The organism is Streptomyces scopuliridis RB72 (assembly GCF_000718095.1).
GTDB lineage: Bacteria > Actinomycetota > Actinomycetes > Streptomycetales > Streptomycetaceae > Streptomyces > Streptomyces scopuliridis.
In genome coordinates this window covers 1-16,746 of sequence record NZ_JOEI01000048.1, presented here as the reverse complement: position 1 = coordinate 16,746, position 16,746 = coordinate 1, and the positions used below count along the sequence as shown (strand labels likewise).

14 protein-coding genes and 3 pseudogenes are annotated in these 16,746 nt (G+C 64.1%); 5 read left to right on the top strand and 12 right to left on the bottom strand.

The genetic code is table 11. From position 1 onward, the window contains the following. Together IF11_RS0135545 and rraA are read right to left on the bottom strand one after the other, a co-directional pair. Positions 1-357: DUF6328 family protein (locus tag IF11_RS0135545; RefSeq protein WP_106979328.1), on the bottom strand; the 357-nt coding region annotated here is incomplete at its 3' end. 263 nt (positions 358-620) lie between these two features. Next, a complete protein-coding gene (gene rraA / locus IF11_RS0135540) occupies positions 621-1,118 on the bottom strand; it encodes a ribonuclease E activity regulator RraA (protein WP_030355942.1) in 498 nt (165 codons plus the stop codon). A gap of 300 nt (positions 1,119-1,418) precedes the next feature. Here rraA and IF11_RS0135535 point away from each other — a divergent pair, with 300 nt between their 5' ends. The 3 genes from IF11_RS0135535 (at position 1,419) to IF11_RS43360 (ending at position 3,837) form a co-directional block, all read left to right on the top strand. Continuing rightward, entirely contained in the window at positions 1,419-2,075 is a 657-nt protein-coding gene (locus IF11_RS0135535; RefSeq protein WP_030355941.1) for a hydrolase, read from the top strand. Next, the gene (locus tag IF11_RS0135530; protein WP_338119937.1) at positions 1,960-3,270 is read left to right on the top strand and encodes an amino acid ABC transporter substrate-binding protein; all 1,311 of its coding nucleotides are present in this window, start codon (positions 1,960-1,962) and stop codon (positions 3,268-3,270) included. The genes IF11_RS0135535 and IF11_RS0135530 overlap by 116 nt, the downstream gene beginning before the upstream one ends. A gap of 120 nt (positions 3,271-3,390) precedes the next feature. Continuing rightward, positions 3,391-3,837 (top strand): zinc-binding dehydrogenase, encoded by a 447-nt coding sequence (locus IF11_RS43360; RefSeq protein WP_157848481.1) that lies wholly within the window; start codon positions 3,391-3,393, stop codon positions 3,835-3,837. A gap of 58 nt (positions 3,838-3,895) precedes the next feature. On the opposite strand, the pseudogene IF11_RS37345 reads toward IF11_RS43360, so the two are convergent. Then, positions 3,896-4,402 (bottom strand): annotated as a pseudogene (locus IF11_RS37345) (IS110 family transposase); the annotation flags it as partial. A 550-nt stretch (positions 4,403-4,952) separates the two neighbouring features. On the opposite strand from IF11_RS37345, the pseudogene IF11_RS42635 reads away from it, so the two are divergent. Then, positions 4,953-5,104, top strand: a pseudogene (locus IF11_RS42635) (IS5/IS1182 family transposase); the annotation flags it as partial. 25 nt (positions 5,105-5,129) lie between these two features. Here the strand turns inward: IF11_RS42635 and IF11_RS0135515 are convergent. The 7 genes from IF11_RS0135515 to IF11_RS0135485 all read right to left on the bottom strand — a co-directional run bounded on the left by IF11_RS0135515 (position 5,130) and on the right by IF11_RS0135485 (position 13,369). Next, complete coding sequence (locus IF11_RS0135515) at positions 5,130-5,873, bottom strand: GOLPH3/VPS74 family protein (protein ID WP_165840666.1); 744 nt, start codon at positions 5,871-5,873, stop codon at positions 5,130-5,132. Positions 5,874-6,092: 219 nt separating this feature from the next. Further along, the gene (locus tag IF11_RS39750; RefSeq protein ID WP_165840665.1) at positions 6,093-7,838 is read right to left on the bottom strand and encodes an alpha/beta fold hydrolase; all 1,746 of its coding nucleotides are present in this window, start codon (positions 7,836-7,838) and stop codon (positions 6,093-6,095) included. 190 nt (positions 7,839-8,028) lie between these two features. After that, entirely contained in the window at positions 8,029-8,805 is a 777-nt protein-coding gene (locus IF11_RS0135505; protein ID WP_030355937.1) for a MerR family transcriptional regulator, read from the bottom strand. Positions 8,806-8,936: 131 nt separating this feature from the next. Then, the gene (locus tag IF11_RS0135500; protein WP_030355936.1) at positions 8,937-9,779 is read right to left on the bottom strand and encodes an alpha/beta fold hydrolase; all 843 of its coding nucleotides are present in this window, start codon (positions 9,777-9,779) and stop codon (positions 8,937-8,939) included. A 267-nt stretch (positions 9,780-10,046) separates the two neighbouring features. After that, positions 10,047-11,369 carry a glutaminase gene (locus IF11_RS0135495; protein ID WP_030355935.1) on the bottom strand — a complete coding sequence of 441 codons (1,323 nt, stop codon included), beginning with the start codon at positions 11,367-11,369 and terminating at the stop codon, positions 10,047-10,049. Between the two features lie 264 nt (positions 11,370-11,633). Then, positions 11,634-12,302 carry an NADPH-dependent F420 reductase gene (locus tag IF11_RS0135490; protein WP_030355934.1) on the bottom strand — a complete coding sequence of 223 codons (669 nt, stop codon included), beginning with the start codon at positions 12,300-12,302 and terminating at the stop codon, positions 11,634-11,636. Continuing rightward, positions 12,299-13,369, bottom strand: a complete 1,071-nt coding sequence (locus IF11_RS0135485) for an LLM class flavin-dependent oxidoreductase (RefSeq protein WP_030355933.1) — start codon at positions 13,367-13,369, stop codon at positions 12,299-12,301. Before IF11_RS0135485 ends, IF11_RS0135490 begins: the two co-directional genes overlap by 4 nt. A 1,767-nt stretch (positions 13,370-15,136) precedes the next feature. On the opposite strand from IF11_RS0135485, the gene IF11_RS39745 reads away from it, so the two are divergent. Then, entirely contained in the window at positions 15,137-15,760 is a 624-nt protein-coding gene (locus IF11_RS39745) for a LysE family translocator (protein ID WP_157848480.1), read from the top strand. Between the two features lie 190 nt (positions 15,761-15,950). On the opposite strand, the pseudogene IF11_RS43355 reads toward IF11_RS39745, so the two are convergent. Both IF11_RS43355 and IF11_RS0135480 read right to left on the bottom strand, forming a co-directional pair. Further along, positions 15,951-16,072: pseudogene (locus IF11_RS43355) on the bottom strand (IS30 family transposase); the annotation flags it as partial. A gap of 122 nt (positions 16,073-16,194) precedes the next feature. Then, a partial coding sequence (locus IF11_RS0135480; RefSeq protein WP_244888278.1) for a helix-turn-helix domain-containing protein occupies positions 16,195-16,746 on the bottom strand: 552 nt, incomplete at its 5' end.

Genomic DNA, 16,746 nt, shown 5'->3' with positions numbered 1-16,746 from the left:
GAGGGCGAGGGCGAGGAAGACCAGACCGATTTCGGCGAGCCGCGCGGACAGGGCGACGATCCGGATCTTGGCGCCCCGGTGGAACAGGCCACGGTGCAGGGCGACCGGAGTCGCGAGCAGTGCCGAGGAGACCACCGTGAGCAGCAACGTCACCACGTACGTGCTGCGTTCGAAGGTGTCGAGGCGCGGAAACTGGCTGGTGAAGGCCACGCCGAGGAGGAAGGCGAAGACGATCTGCACGCCGGTCTGCACGACCCTCAGTTCCTGGAGAAGTTCGAGCAGGTTGCGGTCAGCCCGCTCCGCGGGCGTCTCCCAGCTCAACGGAGACAGACCGCCACCCGGCGAGATATGAGCCATGAGTCTCATTGTTCTCCGGTCGGCCGGTCACATCACGCGGCGCACCGTATCGCCTCCGAACGGGCCAAGCACTGTCGAGGCCCGTGCCGGGAAACAGTTGCTGGCCGGCACGCGCGAGCTCCGCTCACCATGGAGAGACGACGCGGCCCGGCCTGGAATGGAGCAGCACCGTCTCCGGAGTCCTGGCAAGGATCACCGATGGCCGTCGAACTTCGGCGCTGATGCCACGCTCGACAACCCACTCCGGGCTGCGCCGCTCGTGGTCAGGTGTTCTCGGGGAGGAGAGTGATGCCGTCGTCGTCGGCATGCAGGATGTCGCCGGGGCGGAAAGTGACGTTGCCGAAGGTGACGGGGACGTCGACGGCTCCCGCGCTGTCTTTGGCGCTCTTGCGGGGGATGGTGCCCAGCGCCTTGATGCCGAGCCGGAGCCCGGAGAGGGCGACGCTGTCGCGGACGGCGCCGTGCAGGATCAGTCCGCCCCAGCCGTTGTCCTGGGCGGCGCCGGCGATGAGGTCGCCGACCAGGGCGGTTCGCAGGGAGCCGCCTCCGTCGACGACGAGGACATGGCCGTCGCCGGGGGTGCGCAGCAGGTCGCGCAGCAGGCCGTTGTCCTCGTGGCAGGAGACGGTGCGGACGGGGCCGGCGAAGCTGTGGTGGGCGCCGAACTGGCGGAACTGCAGGTCGCAGACGCGCAGTTCGGGGCCGTACTGGTCGACGAGGTCGGCGGTGGGGACCGGGATGAGGGCATGGGGCCAGCCCACAAGGACGGCCGACCGGGATACGGCTGATGGTCCGTAGTGTCCCGCCTCGCAGCGTAGTTGCGCTTCACGGACACCGATGGCCATGCCTGACCGGCTCGCCTGAACACCCAAGACCGACCTGAACACCCAAGGCCGACGCTAGTTGACGCGTCAATAATCGGCACCTATCTTAGGTGACGCGTCAACCAAATGGTGTGGGGTCGCCGGCCCGGCCAACCCGTATCCGGCTCACTGCGGGGCATCGAGATGTCGGTGCACTGCCGGAGACCCGCGGACGCAAAGTTCCAGAAGGGGAATCTCGTGAGTACTGAGAACAAGGCCGGACTCGGCGCGCTGCTGACGCCCGAGGAGAGCGTGCTCGCCCTCATCGACCACCAGCCGTTCCAGGTCGCCAACCTGCACAGCCACGAACCGACGATGGTCATCAACAACGCCGTCGGGCTCGCCAAGGCCGCCAAGGTGTTCGACGTTCCGACCATTCTGACAACCGTTCTGGAGGAGCGCGGTGGTCTTCTTCTTCAGGGTCTGCAGGATGTGTTCCCGGAGCAGAAGCCGATCAACAGGACCTTCATCAACACCTGGCAGGACGAGCGTGTTGTGAATGCCGTCAAGGCGACCGGCCGCAAGAAGCTGATCATCGCCGGCCTCTGGACGGAGATCTGTGTGGCTATGCCGGCGATACAGGCGGCGGGCGAGGGCTTCGAGGTCTTCGTCGTCACCGACGCGTCGGGCGGTGTCTCGAAGGAGGCCCACGACATGGCGGTGCAGCGCATGATCCAGGCGGGCGTGGTCCCGATCACCTGGATGGCCGTGATGGGGGAGTGGCAGCGCGACTGGGCCCGTGAGAAGACCGTGCAGGGCGCCGCCGAGGTCCAGGCGCAGCACGGCGGTGCCAGCGGTGTGGCCTTCACCTGGGAGATGCAACTCCTGGCCACGCCCACCGAAAGCGAGGCCTGACATTCCCGCTACCCCGGCACCGATCCGTATCGGGTACTGCCTGTCGTTAACCGGTTCCCTCGCGGACAACAGCCGGTCGGCCCGTCTCGCCCATGAAATCTGGCGTAAAGATATCAACAGCCGAGGCGGACTTCTCGGCCGTCCTGTCGAGTTCGTCCGGTACGACGACCAAGGGAACGCCGACAACGTTCCCAGGATCTACGAGCGGCTGATCGACGAGCACGACGTGGATCTCGTCATCGGTGGATACGGAACCAACACCCTGCTGCCGGCCATGCCGTTGATAGTGGAGCGGGAGCGTTTCTTCGTCGGGCTGATGGGCCTCGGCGTCAACAACGCGCTCCTCTATCCGAACTACTTCGCCATGATCCCCACCGGGCCAGATCCAAATGCCGCACTCACGGAGGGGTTCTTCGCGCTCGCCGCGGAGCAGACCCCCCGGCCGGAAACCGTGGCGCTCGTGTCTGCTGAGGCCGAGTTCTCACGCAATCCCGTTCTCGGCGCCAAGGCGAATGCCGAGAAGTACGGCATACAGGTGGTCCACGAAGTCACATATCCACTGTCGACCGAGGATTTCGCGCCCGTTATCGACGCGGTCGCCGAAAGCGGCAGTGACCTGTTGTTCCTGTGCTCCTACCTGGCCGATTCGGTAGGCCTGGTGCGCACCATCCGTTCTCATCACTTCCGGCCGAAGATGGTCGGCGGTGCCATGATCGGACCGCAGAACACAGCGGTCAGGACGAAGCTCGGCCCGCTGCTCAACGGTTTCGTGAACTACGAGTACTGGGCGCCGGTGCCCAAAATGATGTTCCCGGGTGTTCAGGAACTGCTGAACACCTACCAGGAACAGTCCAGCGAAGCCGGTGTCGACCTCCTGGGGCATTACATGGCTCCACTCGCCTATGCACAGATGCAGGTGGTCGCCCAAGCCGTCGAAGCGACAGGCGGTTTCGACGACGCGAGCCTCTCGGCGTACGCACGGGAGGCGACCTTCCCGACCGTCATGGGCGATGTCAGGTTCGGAGCCAAGGGAGAGTGGTCGGAGCCGCGCGTCCTGCAGGTCCAGTTCCAGGGAATATCCGGCCATGAGGTCGGTCAATTCCAGAACGGGTCGAGTCAGATCGTCGTGTCCCCACCGGAATCTTCTTCCGGCAAGCTCATCTTCCCCTACGCGGAAGCTCTCGCCGCCGAGTGAGTGACGGAAGCCAATCGCAGCCTTTCGAGAACGGGTCGCCGGAGATTCCGGCGGCCCGTTTCTCAGAGGTGCACCGGCTTCTCGTGAGCACTCACTTCAAGGTGAGATCCTGAAATTGCGGTGACAGCTTGCCGTCGACCGGGGCGTGCGCGTCGCCGGCACCGCGAACGAGGGCAACCACGAGCTGCTCCGCTCCTTCGGCGTGCAACCGGCCGCTACAGTAGAGGGCTGGTCGAGCGCGTACGGGTCACCTTCCCGCGGGGAGTCGACGCGGTCCCCGACGCCTCCGGCCGCGGTGAGATCCAGGACTCGATCGAACTCGGCCGCGGCCCGGAACGTGTCCTCTCCCTACTGGCCCACGATGCAGCCGGGAGCGGTATCCAGATTCACCTGACCGAGCCGAAAACTGGTGGACCCCAAGCGCAAGGGGACATCCTCGCCCTCATCAAGGCGGGGCAGCTGCGGATGTCGATCCAGCGGACGTACCCCCTCGACGAGGTGGCGGCCGCGCTGCAGGTCAGCCGACGGGGGCACCAGAGCGGCAAGCTCGTACTTCCCCCTTCGTGAGAGCGCGACGTCCTGCGGACAAGGGCGGCACGCACTGCTAGGCGGTTTCGCGTGTGTGCTGGAAGGCGGAGAGGAATCCGGGGAGGTATTCGCGCAGGTGGGAGCGGAGTCTGTTGCCGGCCTGAGTTCGGTACCGGACGGCGTCCTGCTGGGCGCGGGCCAGGACGGCGATGGCCTGGGCGAGTTCGCTGTCATCGGCCAGCGGCCGGTGGCGGCTCGGGCGGTGCGCAAAATGTTCGCCAGCACCGTGGCGTCGGGGTGGTCGGACTTCTTTGCCGGCGACCGCGTGCCGGTCTCGGTAGCGGGCCGCTGCCATCGGGTTGATCGCACAGATAGGGCGTTTGGTGGCTCGCAGGCAAGCCACGAGCGGTCCGCGGGACGTTTCGATCGCGACCGGGATCGGGGCGTCCGGGTGATCGCCGTGGGTGGTGAGAAGGGCCAGGAGTTGTTGCAGGCCGACAGCGTCGTCGGTGATCCGGGCTCGGGCCAGGAGAGTTCCTTCGCGGTCGACCAGAGCGACGTCGTGGTGGTCGCTGGCCCAGTCGATCCCGCAGGTGACGGTCATCGTGGCCTTGTCGTCCTCTCGGTCAGGGGGCGTGTTGCTGCTGGTCGTGGCCGTGCGGGGGGCACGCGTCTCCCTAATGGAAGGGCTCGATGGCCCAGCATCCGATTAGGGCCTGTCCGGTCGATCTTCGCGGGCCCGCGACGCCTGGCACCGCACCTCGCCGCGTTGTCGGAGTCACCCAAGTACGTCCAGTACATGGGTGATCCTCCGCCTTGCGATGCACGGCACCAGACGCCGCGGGCTGATCCACGAAGATCGACCGGACAGGCCCTAGCCGTTCGTGACCCCAGCGACCCGCGGGCCCTCGGTCTGCTCGGGAGCTCGGCCGGCTCCAGGCATGATGAGAGGTGATCGCGTCCGGTCTCGTGGTGGTGGACGGTGCCGGGGGCCGGTGCTTGTCGAACGGCTCCAGGGCCCGGGCGTACTCTGCGGCTTTCCCGGCACCGACCACCACTACGAAGTGCTCTCTGTGAAGCGGGGCCCGCAGTCTCTTTCAGGGCCTCGACGGACCGGGGTGGGCCTGGCGGCGCCCCGCTTCACTGCCCATTAGGCGTACTCCTCCCGGGAGATCTGCGACCACCTGCGCAGACGCGGCATCCGCGCGGTGATCCCGGAACGGGCCGACGAGCAGTCAACCGGCGGCAGCGTGGACAGGCCAGTGGCAGACCACCGGCCTTCGACCGCGAGGCATACAAGCAACGCACTTGCCGTCCAGCTGGCCGGTGACTCACTGATCCGGCGACACTACGGCGGCTGTACTGATGACGCTATTGACCATGACCGCGGTCATGGTGCGTGCGACCGCTTCGCCGACGGCTCCGGCACCCCAGTTGCCGCGTTCCAGCTCCTGAGCACGGTTGATCACTGACGAGGTCCAGGGGATCTGCGGGTCGAACTGGTGGAGCGCGCCGCTGCCCCAGATCAGTGCAGCAAGTGCGGCGATGCGAGCGGTTGGCTCCGTACCGTCGACGAGGACGTCGCGGACTTCCTTGAGGAGGCCAGCCCGACGCCCGTTTTGACTGTCCTTGAGGACGGTCGTGTTGAAGAAACCAAGTACCTTGCGGTTGTCCCTGCGAATGTCGCCGCGTGCGATGAGGCGTTCCAACAGAGGTTGACGGAGTCTCGGACCGATCGCGGGGAGCACCGTCTGGACGCCACGGGGTTTGTCCGACACATATTCCCAGGCGGAGAGGAGGATCTCATCCGACGGCGCCTTCTCCCGGACGGCTTCCACGTTGACGGACCCAGTCCGGGTTGTCTTTATTGCTACAGATTCGTGAAGGGCAAGGTCCGCGAGCACAGCTCCGGCGAGCACGTAGAAGAGAGTGTTCTCGCCTGCGATGACCCCGGACTCGGGTTGAAAGAGGAGAAGCAGGAGGTCCTCGGGCAGGATCGGGGAGTCAGGACTACTTGCCCTCCAGGGTGTCTTTGCCCATGCCTCGATGGATGGTTCGTCAGGCTGCTGAGTCATTCGTCGGTACCTTCTCCTGTGGTGTGAACTGCTGTCGATCGAGGCTGAGGATGCCGAAGTAGGCCTCTTGGTCCGCTGGATCAACCAAGGCGCGTCGAGGCCAGCCATGCCGCCCTGGGCCGCGACGCCACCAAACAGTTGCAACGGCGGCTCCGACCTGCCGCTGCAACTGCTCCGCTTCAGGTCAGTTGGCAGGAGGGATCCTGTCAGCCTCCTCTTCTAACTCCTTGGCTCCCGCACTACGCCCGTCTCCGCCGGGATGGTCGGATCCGTGAACAAAGGGGCTTCGGTGCCGTGTTCGGCGTTCTCATCGAGCGGCGTCCACGACTCGTACGTGGACTGCTCCAGGGGCAGGGGTTTGCCGGCCGCGACAATGGTCTGTGCGGGGCGGTCTCCGCCGAGCAGGAAGTCGATCACCGGGCGGTCCACTTCCTCCGTGCCGTAGGGGAAGACACCGTGAACGCTCTCGTTGTCGACCGCGATCAAGCTCGTGTTTGGCAGTCCCGTGCCGGCCGCCCAGCCCTGCTCAAACGGCGTCATCGAGTCGAGCTCGCTCTGCAGGACGATGGTCTCGGGGAAGCTGTCGTCCTGCGTCGGCATCTTCGACTCCGTCGGCCAGAACGCACACGTCGGCGTTACGAGGAGCCCGAACTGCTCTGACAGAGGCGCGAGGGGCGCAGTGCGCTTGTGGAAGTCCTCCCAGTAATCGAGTCCCTGCGTCCACTGCCCATCTGTGCAGGCGGTGAACTCGATGACGTAGTCATACTTGCCCCGGATAGGCTCTCCCGGCTTGCTCTTATGTGGCGCCGCCAACAGCGCGAGCCTCTTGTGCGCTGCGGCGCGCTGTTCGTCAGTCAGCTCAGTCTGATCGACGACGCGAGCGGCGGATTCCGCGGGGACGACTGGTTTGGAAGGAGCCTCTCCCTCGGCGATGATGCCCGCCACGAGGCTTCCCACCGCCCGATACCCAATTGGATTCGAGAATGCCGCGGGGCCGTTCACTGCATTCCAGGCGTACTGCGCCGCGAGTGATTTCTCAGGCGTGCTTGTCGCTGCAAAATATCGCTTCCAGATCGCTTCCGGATCCGTCCCGAGTCCGAAGACCTCGTCATTGCGTGAAATCCAGTTGATCATATGCAGGCGGAACTGGCGGTCACGGCCCTCGTGGGCCGCGTTGTACAGGGCCTGAATCGATTTTTGTGTTGAATCTGTCGCCGAATCGAGGACCATACGCTCGATGTTGTCGGAGAAGAGACTGCCGTACCATGCCCCCAGCCAGGTGCCGTAGGAGTAACCCATATAGGTCACCTTATCGAGGCCGAGTAGATGACGGATGAAGTCCATGTCGTAGGCAGCCTGCTCGGTCGTCATCGTCGCAACATCGGCATCTTTTGAACAGGCTTCGCCGATTGCCTTCGCCGCAGCCGATGGCCCGCCGGCCGGATCGTATTCGTACGTGCATTCCGCGTGACTCGACTGCCCGAGGCCGCGCTGGTCGAAGCTGACGTAATTCGTCGTCGAACGAAGCTCTGGGGTGTACATCTGGACAGCGGTGCTGTACGACAGCCCGGATGCGTACGGTCCACCGGGATGCGCGATGACCGTTGTGTGGTAGTCGGGGTCCGAAGGATTAATATTCTGCGCCTGCGAAATGCGAACATCCCACGTGACCTCCGGATCCGGATTCAGCCAGTCCCGCGGCACCTTGACAGTCGCGCACTTGACATTGGCTGTGTCCGCTCCCGGAATAGGAGGGCCATCGCTGCTGAAATCGCAGGCCTCCCAGATCAACTCCTGATCGGCGAGTGGTCCTGCCAGCGCTGCGACATCCGGTACCTCCGTCTCTTCGCGGTCACTACAGGACACCACCGACGCTGTGAACGCGCCGATGGCGACCGCTGCGATCAGCGGTCGCCATCGGCGGGCTCGTCTGGCATTCAATCGTTCGGATCCGTCATGGAACACGAGTGGTCTCTCCTTGTTGTGCACAGTCACTTAACAGCGGGGAACCGAGTCGGACATACACGCCTCCCCCCCCCGCGACGAAGTCCACCCTGTGTTCCAAGGACAGAGTCAAGCGCCTACGGCTCTGCTCCCTGACTGGACAACCCTGCGACAACCTGCCTTCATCGAGGTCCATGCCATCGGATCATGATCAAGCCCTGCGTGGAGCAGGTGCCCTGTCCGCCTTTCCACTCTGCTTTTGCATGACACACACTCGGTCTTGCGCAAGAGTGCTGGCTTGGACAATCACGGCCAATTGGGCAGGGTTGTACAGCTCCGACATAGCGTCCACGAACGTCTGCGCGGTGACGTATCCGCTCTTGGACAGGTGCGAAGCAGGATCGCTTATCCACGGATAGTCGATGAGATTCTGCGTGAGAATCCGCGCGAGCCTTTCGACCAGAAGTTTCCGCGTCTCCTCGTCTGCGTCCGCCGGCAATCGATCGATGTCAGCACTGACGTCATCGGTGTCCGCCTCCACCATCTTCTGAACGTCCGCCAATGCGTTCTGGTCGTACAGCTGTCCGTAGATGTGAATCATCGAGCTGTCGGCCTCGGACAGTCGAGATGCCACGGACTCGAATCCGGCAGGGACGTCCGCCGGCGCGCGGGAGCGGAGGATTGCTGCGATGTCCGTCCGCGCCTTCTTCAAGCGTTCGATGCGCCTCTGGAGTTCGGCGTCGAGGTCGCGCAGGACACCCGGTGCGCTGTCGGTGTCGGCGCTGACGTCACCGATCTGTGCGAGCGGCACACCGAGCTCTGCGAGACGTCGGATGCGCAGCAGACTCACCAGGTGCCGCACCTCGTACTGCTTGTATCCGTTGTGCCGGCGCTCCGGTTCATCGAGCAGACCGAGATGGTGATAGTGGCGGATGGTGTTCACTGTTGTGTCCGCCAGCTCAGCGAGCTGGCGAGTGCTCCACGGCATGTCGTATCCCTCTCGCGTTCGAGGGGCGTATGTGGCGCCTCAAGTTCGGCGCCACATACGCCCCTCGTCGGCGGCGATGACGCGGTTCCGCGTCATGAGAAGCCGTCAGGGGAACAGCCGGTCATCCACCGTCACTTCGAGAGGAAGTCGCGCAGCGCGGTGTTGACCTCGTCGGCGTGGGTCCAGAGCAGGCCATGCGGCGCTCCTTCGACCTCGACGTACTCGGCCTCGGGGAGTGCCTTGTGGAATCGGCGCCCAGTGGCGTCGATCGGGAGGATGTTGTCCTTTGTTCCGTGCAGGATCAGTGCGGGCTTGCCGCTCGCGCGGACCGCCTCGACGTCGGCGCGGAAGTCCTCGATCCATGCCGGTACCACAGCGTACGCAGCCACCGGAGCGCTGCTGATCGCGACGTTCCAGCTACCGGTCACGACCTCCTCGCTGATACGGGTGCCGAGGTTCTCGTCGAGGTTGTAGAAGTCCGCGTAGAACTGCTTGTACCAGGCGTACCGATCCGCCTTTGCGGTCGCGGCGATGCCGTCGAAGACCTCCTGCGGCACCCCGTCGGGGTTGTCGTCGCGGGCGACGAGAAACGGTTCGAGCGAGGCGAGGAAGGCGAGCTTCGCGACACGCTCATGACCGTAGCGACTCACGTAGCGGGCGAGTTCCCCGGTGCCCATCGAGAAACCGACAAGGACGACATCCTGCAGGTTGAGGGTCTCAAGGACCGTGTTCAGGTCAGCGGCGAAGGTGTCGTAGTCGTAACCGGAGTTCACCTTCGACGACTGGCCGAAGCCACGACGGTCATAGGTGATGACCCGATAGCCCTGGGCCAACAGCTCGCGCGTCTGACGTTCCCAGCTGTGCCCGTTCAGTGGGTAGCCGTGGATCAGGACGACCGGCTGCCCAGAACCCTGATCCTCGTAGTAGAGCTCGACCGGCGTACTGTTCTCCGTGCCGACGGTGATGTAACCCATGATTTCTTTCCCTTCTGGCCGACGAAACGAACGCCGGCCCATATCTGTATGTGGAAACTGTGTGTTATCGGAGGCGGGTCAGAGGTTTCGCCGTTCCGCATCGGCCTGCGGTGGGGTGCGAATTTCAACCATGCGCGTTCAGCCGCCCTGACCTCCTCCCGCGATCGCGGCGTGTGGGTCAGCGTGATCCGTGGTGGGTCTGTTCGGCGTAGGGGCCAGAATAGAGAACAATTCCATCAGCCGAATTCCTCCCTTTGTCGACATGTGTCAAGCCCTTCTCTTCGCGGCCGGCTCCTGCGCCGAGCCACCCCGCGGCGGAATCACGGCTTGATCCACGTTGTCTACGAGTGTGATTCGGCCACCATCGCCGGGATCGGGATCGGGCATGATCGATTCTGGGTCGACGAGGTAGACCTCGTGCCCATTCAGCGTCAGCCGGCGTGCGACCTCCAGCAGCACGCGCCGTGCCACGTCGTCGATCGAATAGACCCTTGTCAGATCCAAAGCCACCCTGACTTCCGAAGGCGAGGTGTCCACGGCTTCCTGAACAACTCTCTCGGCTCCGGCAAAGCCGATGCCACCTTGCAGTTGCAGGACCCGGAGCGCGTTCGGTCCGCTGCCAACGACATGGTTGGATCGCACGACGGCACGCGCAGTGGCGGGGACCTCCATCACATGCAGACCCATGTCTGAAGAGAATCGTTCGAACAGTGACACCCCGCGAACACTGTTCCCGTGAGTATCCAGTCGTGGTGAGAACGTGGCAATGCCGATCTGTCCGGGGAGCGCGCCGATCAGGCCCCCAGCCACCCCGCTCTTTGCCGGAATACCGACCTGGGTCGCCCAGTCACCAGCGGCGTCATACATTCCACAGCTGAACATGACGCTCAGGACCTGACGCACCACCGGTTCCGGCACCACCTGCTCACCCGAGAGAGGGTTTATCCCACGGTTGGCCAACGTCGCGGCCATCATGGCCAGATCTCGCGTGGTGACGAGCACGGAACACTGGCGGGTGTAGCCGTCCACGATGGCCCTTGCGTCCTTGGTGAGGACGTTGTGACTACGGAGCATGTGTGCAATGGCGAGGTTGCGGTGCGCGTGCTCCATCTCTGACGCACATACCGCCTCATCCATCTTCAGTCGTCGACCGGCGAACGCCGAGAGGCCGTGGAGCACGCGTTCCACACGCTCTGCCGGATTCAGGTCCTCCGCGCCGGCCAGTGAGTGAACGGTGATCGCGCCAGCGTTGATCATGGGATTGAGAGGGCGCCCCGTATCGCTTTCGAGTGAGATCTCGTTGAACGCCTCTCCGGACGGCTCGACACCGACTTTGGCGAGCACAGGGTCGAATCCGCGATCAGACAGGGCCAACGCATATATGAACGGCTTGGAGATCGATTGGATTGTGAACTCGATATCGATGTCACCGGCACCATAGACCTCTCCGTCAATCATGGCAAAGGCCGCGCCGAGGCGCTCGGGGTCCGCTGCTGCGAGCTCAGGGATGTATCCCGCCGGCTCTCCGGACGTGTCCGACTCCACATCTCTCAGTACCTCGGCCAGATAGTCGGGAATGATTGGCCGCATTCGTCCTCCATGCATAATTGCAATCTTCACGCTGTGACAACCGCGTTGCGTCCGCCGTAGTACCAGGCTGCACCTGGCGGCGCTTCACCGCGTCACATTGTCGATGCAACCCAGGGAGATGACCTCACACTTCGCCAAGCGCGGCACGCGTGATTACTCCTATGTCGTCAGGTATCGGCTGGCGGAACACACCACCATTCGCGACAAATTCGTTGAAGACGAAGTCGGCCGTGCCGGTCCGGCCGAGGTGCTTCTGTTTTTCTGTTACGAGTGCTCAAAAAGTCTTGTCGGAGCAGGGGTGGCGGTAAGCGCGCGAAGCTGGTCGGCGTCGACATTGGCTCCGAAGGCGGGGGTTCCGGGCTCGAGCCGGACGCCCGCTGCGAGGTCGCCGATGGTGAGTGGGTCGAATCCGAGAGCGTCGATCAGCGCAGACACGACGGTGAGATCCTCGGGCGAGTCACCGGCGATCGCGATGGCCTTGCGTCCGAGGCCACCAGCTGGACGAGCCTCGTCTTCGAGGTCGTGGTAGCCCATGTGGTTGAGGGCTTTCACGACACGCGCGCCCGGCAGGAACCGCTGAACGACTTCGCTCGAAGAGGTATGGGGCGGGAGGATCGCGTCGCGGGGACCATCGACCTCCCACCAGTGGTTCATCGCGTCGATGACCAGCTTTCCTTCCAGCTCCGGAACTGGGAGGTCGCGGTGTTTGCCGAGCGGGAGAGCCAGGACCACCACGTCGGCGGCATCCGCGGCCTGGGCCGGCCACACGGCGGTCGCTCCGGGGGTGAGGATTTTGGCGGTAAGCGCGATCTTGGAGGGGTCACCGGACCCGGCGATCAGGACTCGATAGCCGGAGGCGACCGCCAGGCGCGCCAGGACGGTGCCGACTTTCCCGGCTCCCAGGATCCCGATAGTGGTGACAGGGTTGGTCATCGCGTCGCTCCCGCCGTGGCCGCGGGCTGCTCGGCCAGAAGCTCGCGGATCCGAGGGATGACTTGGGTGCCGTACAGCTCGACCGAACGTAGCCGTGCGGAGGCTGAAACGGTGCCGGCGGCGGAGTAGATCATGTCGAACCGGCCCGCGTTCAGTACCCGGATAGCATGAGCGATCTTGGCCGCGACCGTCTCGACCGAGCCGACATACAGCGACCCGTGGTCCACTTCGGCGTCGAATTCTTCCCGGCGGAGCGGCGGCCAGCCGCGCTGCGCCCCGATCCGGTCGCGGATCTCCTTGTACCCAGGGTAGAAGAGCTCCTTGGCTTCTTCGTCAGTGGCGGCGACGAAGCCGGGCGAGTGCGTCCCGATCGGCTGTGCGGTCGTGCCGAACTCCTCGCTAGCACGCCGGTACAGATCCACGTAGGGAGCAAACCGGTCAGGGGCGCCGCCGATGATTGCGAGCATGAGCCGGAAGCCATATTGAGCGGTGCGGAGCACGGACTGCGGTGTCCCGCCAACCCCTACCCAGGTGTTGAGACGTCCCGAATCGGTTTTCGGGTACACGTCTGCATTGTGCAGGGCGGCGCGCGTGGTGCCTTCCCAAGTGACCGGCCTCTCGTCCAGGAGCCGATGGAAAAGGTCGACCTTCTCCTCGAACAACACCTCGTAGTCCTTCAGGTCGTACCCGAACAGGGGGAACGACTCGGTGAAGGAACCGCGTCCGAGGATCACCTCGGCGCGGCCGTTGGAGAGCGCATCGACCGTGGCGAACCGCTGGAACACTCGCACCGGGTCGTCCGAGGACAGCACTGTCACACCCGAGGCGAGCCGGATGCGCTTCGTGGCTGTCGCGATGCCCGCCAGTACTGTCTCAGGGCTGGAGATCGCGTACTCAGGTCGGTGGTGCTCGCCCAACGCAACAACGTCGATACCGACCTGGTCGGCCAGGACCGCTTCGGTCACCGCAGCGCGGATCGCCTGCGCGTGCGAGACGATCATGCCCCGGTCGTTTCGGGGCCGGTCTCCGAAGCTGTCGATACCGAACTCGATTTGCGAAACATCCATCGTGTTCACTTCGTTCAACGCTTTCGTTGTGTCGGGGTGTGGCCGTGCGTGGTTCGTGACGACCGGGCGGGACGTCCGTCCCGGGCGACCTGCGCGAGTTCCCTGCCGGTCAGGTCCCGCGTGTCGTCATCGCCGGCCAGCAGTTCGCGCGCAGACGGGGAGGGGAGCCTGTTCGCCGAACAGTCGGATGCTCTGCTTCCGTGGCTGGCGAGGCACGTGTCGGTCGTACTTCGGGTTGGATCGAGAGAGGTGATTGGTGCGGACAGCACGTGCGATTCCCGGCGCCACCATCTCCACTCCACCGACATGCAGCGCCCCGCCGTCGATCTCCTGCCCGCTCATGGGGGGGCAGGTATGACCCCCGCTCTTCAACCCGAACAGCGAGACTCGCTTCGCAGTCCCCTTGGGCACCCACACCACCTCCGCCGATCTAGTTGATACGTAAACCATGACATCCTGTTGTTGTTGTGTCAACTAAAGCGTGGCATGGTGGGTGCAGCTACACGTCAGTGAACTGGCGCTCAGTCCACAACCGGGCCGACCGGGGGGCCTGGTCGGGCAGTTCGCCGACCGGGGTCGCCCCTCTTACCAGGCCCCGGCGGTGCTCAGATGATCGTGTAGTCCACCACGACAACCGGGTGGGTCCGAGCTGTCCTCGGCGTCCGGCCGGGTCGACAAGGCCGTGAAGACCTTCTCCGGTGGGCGTTGGGCGACCCGCGTCTGCGGCCATTCGTGGCGCCCGGCCCTGAGTCGGAGCCACTCGGGCGGTTCCGTGCGCGACGCCTCGACGGGCGTTCGCTAGAGCACGCCGTGATGTCGCCGTCGCGGTTTCAATTGAACGTTCAATTCAGCCCATGGGGGGAGTGATGCCGGTACGCGCTTCGCCGCCTGTGACGCGTCGATGGGTGTCGTCGCTCTGAACGGCCCAGAGCTGGAGAGCCTGAGCGCAAACTGCCGCGATGATTGCAGCCCGTTACGTTGCGGTTTCCGACCTCGCCGAGTGGACGTCGCAGTGTCCGTCCGCCTCGGCGTAACCGAGGCATTAATCGGGTTCTTCGGCATCAAGAGAAGGAAATGCCATGACCAATCAGCTGGTTGGTAGGAGCTACAAGTTCGACCTGGGGCCACTCAAGGTGAGGTTCACCTTGGGACGTTGTACGGGACCTCACCTTGCCCGAAGCAACCGCCAACGGGAACACCATGGTCTGAACCCAAGCGCACCGCAGGGCAGAGTTGTAGCTCCACCCTCCGGCCGGCGGTGCCAAGATGAGTGTGACGCAAGCATCGAACTTCAAGCGCAATATGCACGAGCGAGTCGATCTCGACGATAGTCTCCGCTTCTCCCGAAGTCGCATCAGCCATGCGCTCTTCGCTCCCAAAGTCACGAGATCCGCGACTCGCTGTTCAACGGCCTCGGCGGGCTTGGCGCTTTCGCTCTCGGCGACATCAGCGCGCGCATTATCGAGCTTCTCGACGACGATCAAACCGATTCATCGAGGCAGGCCAGTAGGGGCACCTGATAGGCCCCGCCTCCGATGGACGTGCAGTGACAGAAGTGCGTCCGCCGACGAGCCGAGCGTCCGGAACGCGTCGGCTTGTTCGACATTGAGCGGGCGGTAGCTGCTCTCGATGACGGGTTTCACCGCCACTTTTCTGCCTGCAGCTCGTTCAGCCGAATGTCTTTGTCCGCAAGCTTGTCGTACTGCGTGATCAATATCTCGCGGTGCCCTCTTCCCCAGGTTCGGCCACACGCCCGATGCTGGGAGCGTGATCTATTGGATGGACTTCCTCCCCTCTGCCGTATTGATATCCATAATCCCTGGAGCGAACCAGCTATTGGGCCTGAGTAACGCCATCCGATCCGGCGCTTCCTGGGCTCTTATCGGCATCCTCGCGCGCCTCGCTGCTTTCACTCTGCTGATCGGTATCGTCGTACTGGGTCTCGGCGCGGCCCTCGCACAGTCTCCTGGTGTGCTGACCGTAATAAAATGGGGTGGAATAGCGTATTTGGCCTGGATTGGTGTGGCGGCACTGAGAAGCAAGCCGGAGACCGCTTCTGTAGTCGAGGACGAAGAGGGCCGCACCGATCGATGGCGGATCCCTCGCCAGGAATTTATGGTCGCCATAACCAACCCCAAAGCGCTTCTGCTTTTCGCGGCACTCCTCCCTCAATTCACGAGCGGTGGACGGGATGCGGAACTGCACATTGCCCTTCTAGGCCTGGCCTACATGGGCGTTGAAGCCGTCGTTGGTGGCCTCTACGTTGGAGCCGGGAGAATTCTTCGATGGAGGTTTCGGTCGTATAAGGGATCGATCGCTCGTCGGGTCGACCAGCTTTCGGGAATCTGCATCCTCGCGCTTGCGGGTGCGTTGGCTGTGAGCAGTGTTTGACGTGGATCAGGCGTCCTAGCCGTAGGCGCACATTCCTGACGTGGTTCAGTGCTGAACCGCTCCACGATTGGTGGAGGCTCTATGCGTTGACTCCAACTGGCGGCCAGAGCTGGTTGTTGAACCAGCCGCCGCGGTGCCGAGTTCGATGTCGGCGATGCCGTGCCAGGGGCTTGCGGTTTCGTGTCGCACAGTCACCCCCCCCGTGCCCAGGAATGGCCCGGTCGGCGGCCTCTGCCGGCCGTTCGCTGATCACCACCTCGGGCGAGACGTGACCCATGCTCTGCACCGGGTGCGGGCACGGGGACGCGCCCGTGAGCTTCGTCGCGGAGCGGCAACCCGCTTTCGAAGAGATCGAATGAGATGACCTTAACGGTCAGGAGCTGGTCTCCGACGATCGTTACGACCCGGCAAACATGGCGGCGTTCAGCCTCTGATCAGGTGTTCTTCCGGGCGTACTCGGTGGGTGTGAGTCCATAGCGCTGCTTGAAGGCGCGGCTGAAGTGGCTGGCGTCGGCGAACTGCCAGTGCGCGGCGATTTCCGAGACGGCCAGCCGAGACGCCAACAGCGCCTGCCTCGCCAACTCCAAGCGCCGTTCCCGGATGTAGGCGGTCACCGATTCCCCACCCGCCGCGAACGCGCGCTGCAAAGTACGCACAGAAACATTCAGCTCCCGGGCCAGCATCGCCGGCGAGAGATCAGCGTCGGCGAGCCGCTGCTCTGCGAGGTTCTTCGCCGCCTGGGCGAGGGCCGGGGCAAGGCGGGTATTCACATCGTCGAAGCCGGAGTGTGTCACCGCGGTGGCCAACTCGACCAGCGTGTCTCGCGCGGCCTGGACACCGGCCGGGCTCAGATCGGGCAGCGCCTCCTCAACCATGCCGGCGTGCGCTACTAGGGCCTGTGTGACGTCGTGATCAATCTTGTCGATCCGGATCCGCCTGGAAGACGGATCCGGTAGGAAGACGATCGTGACGCGCAGGCAACTCAC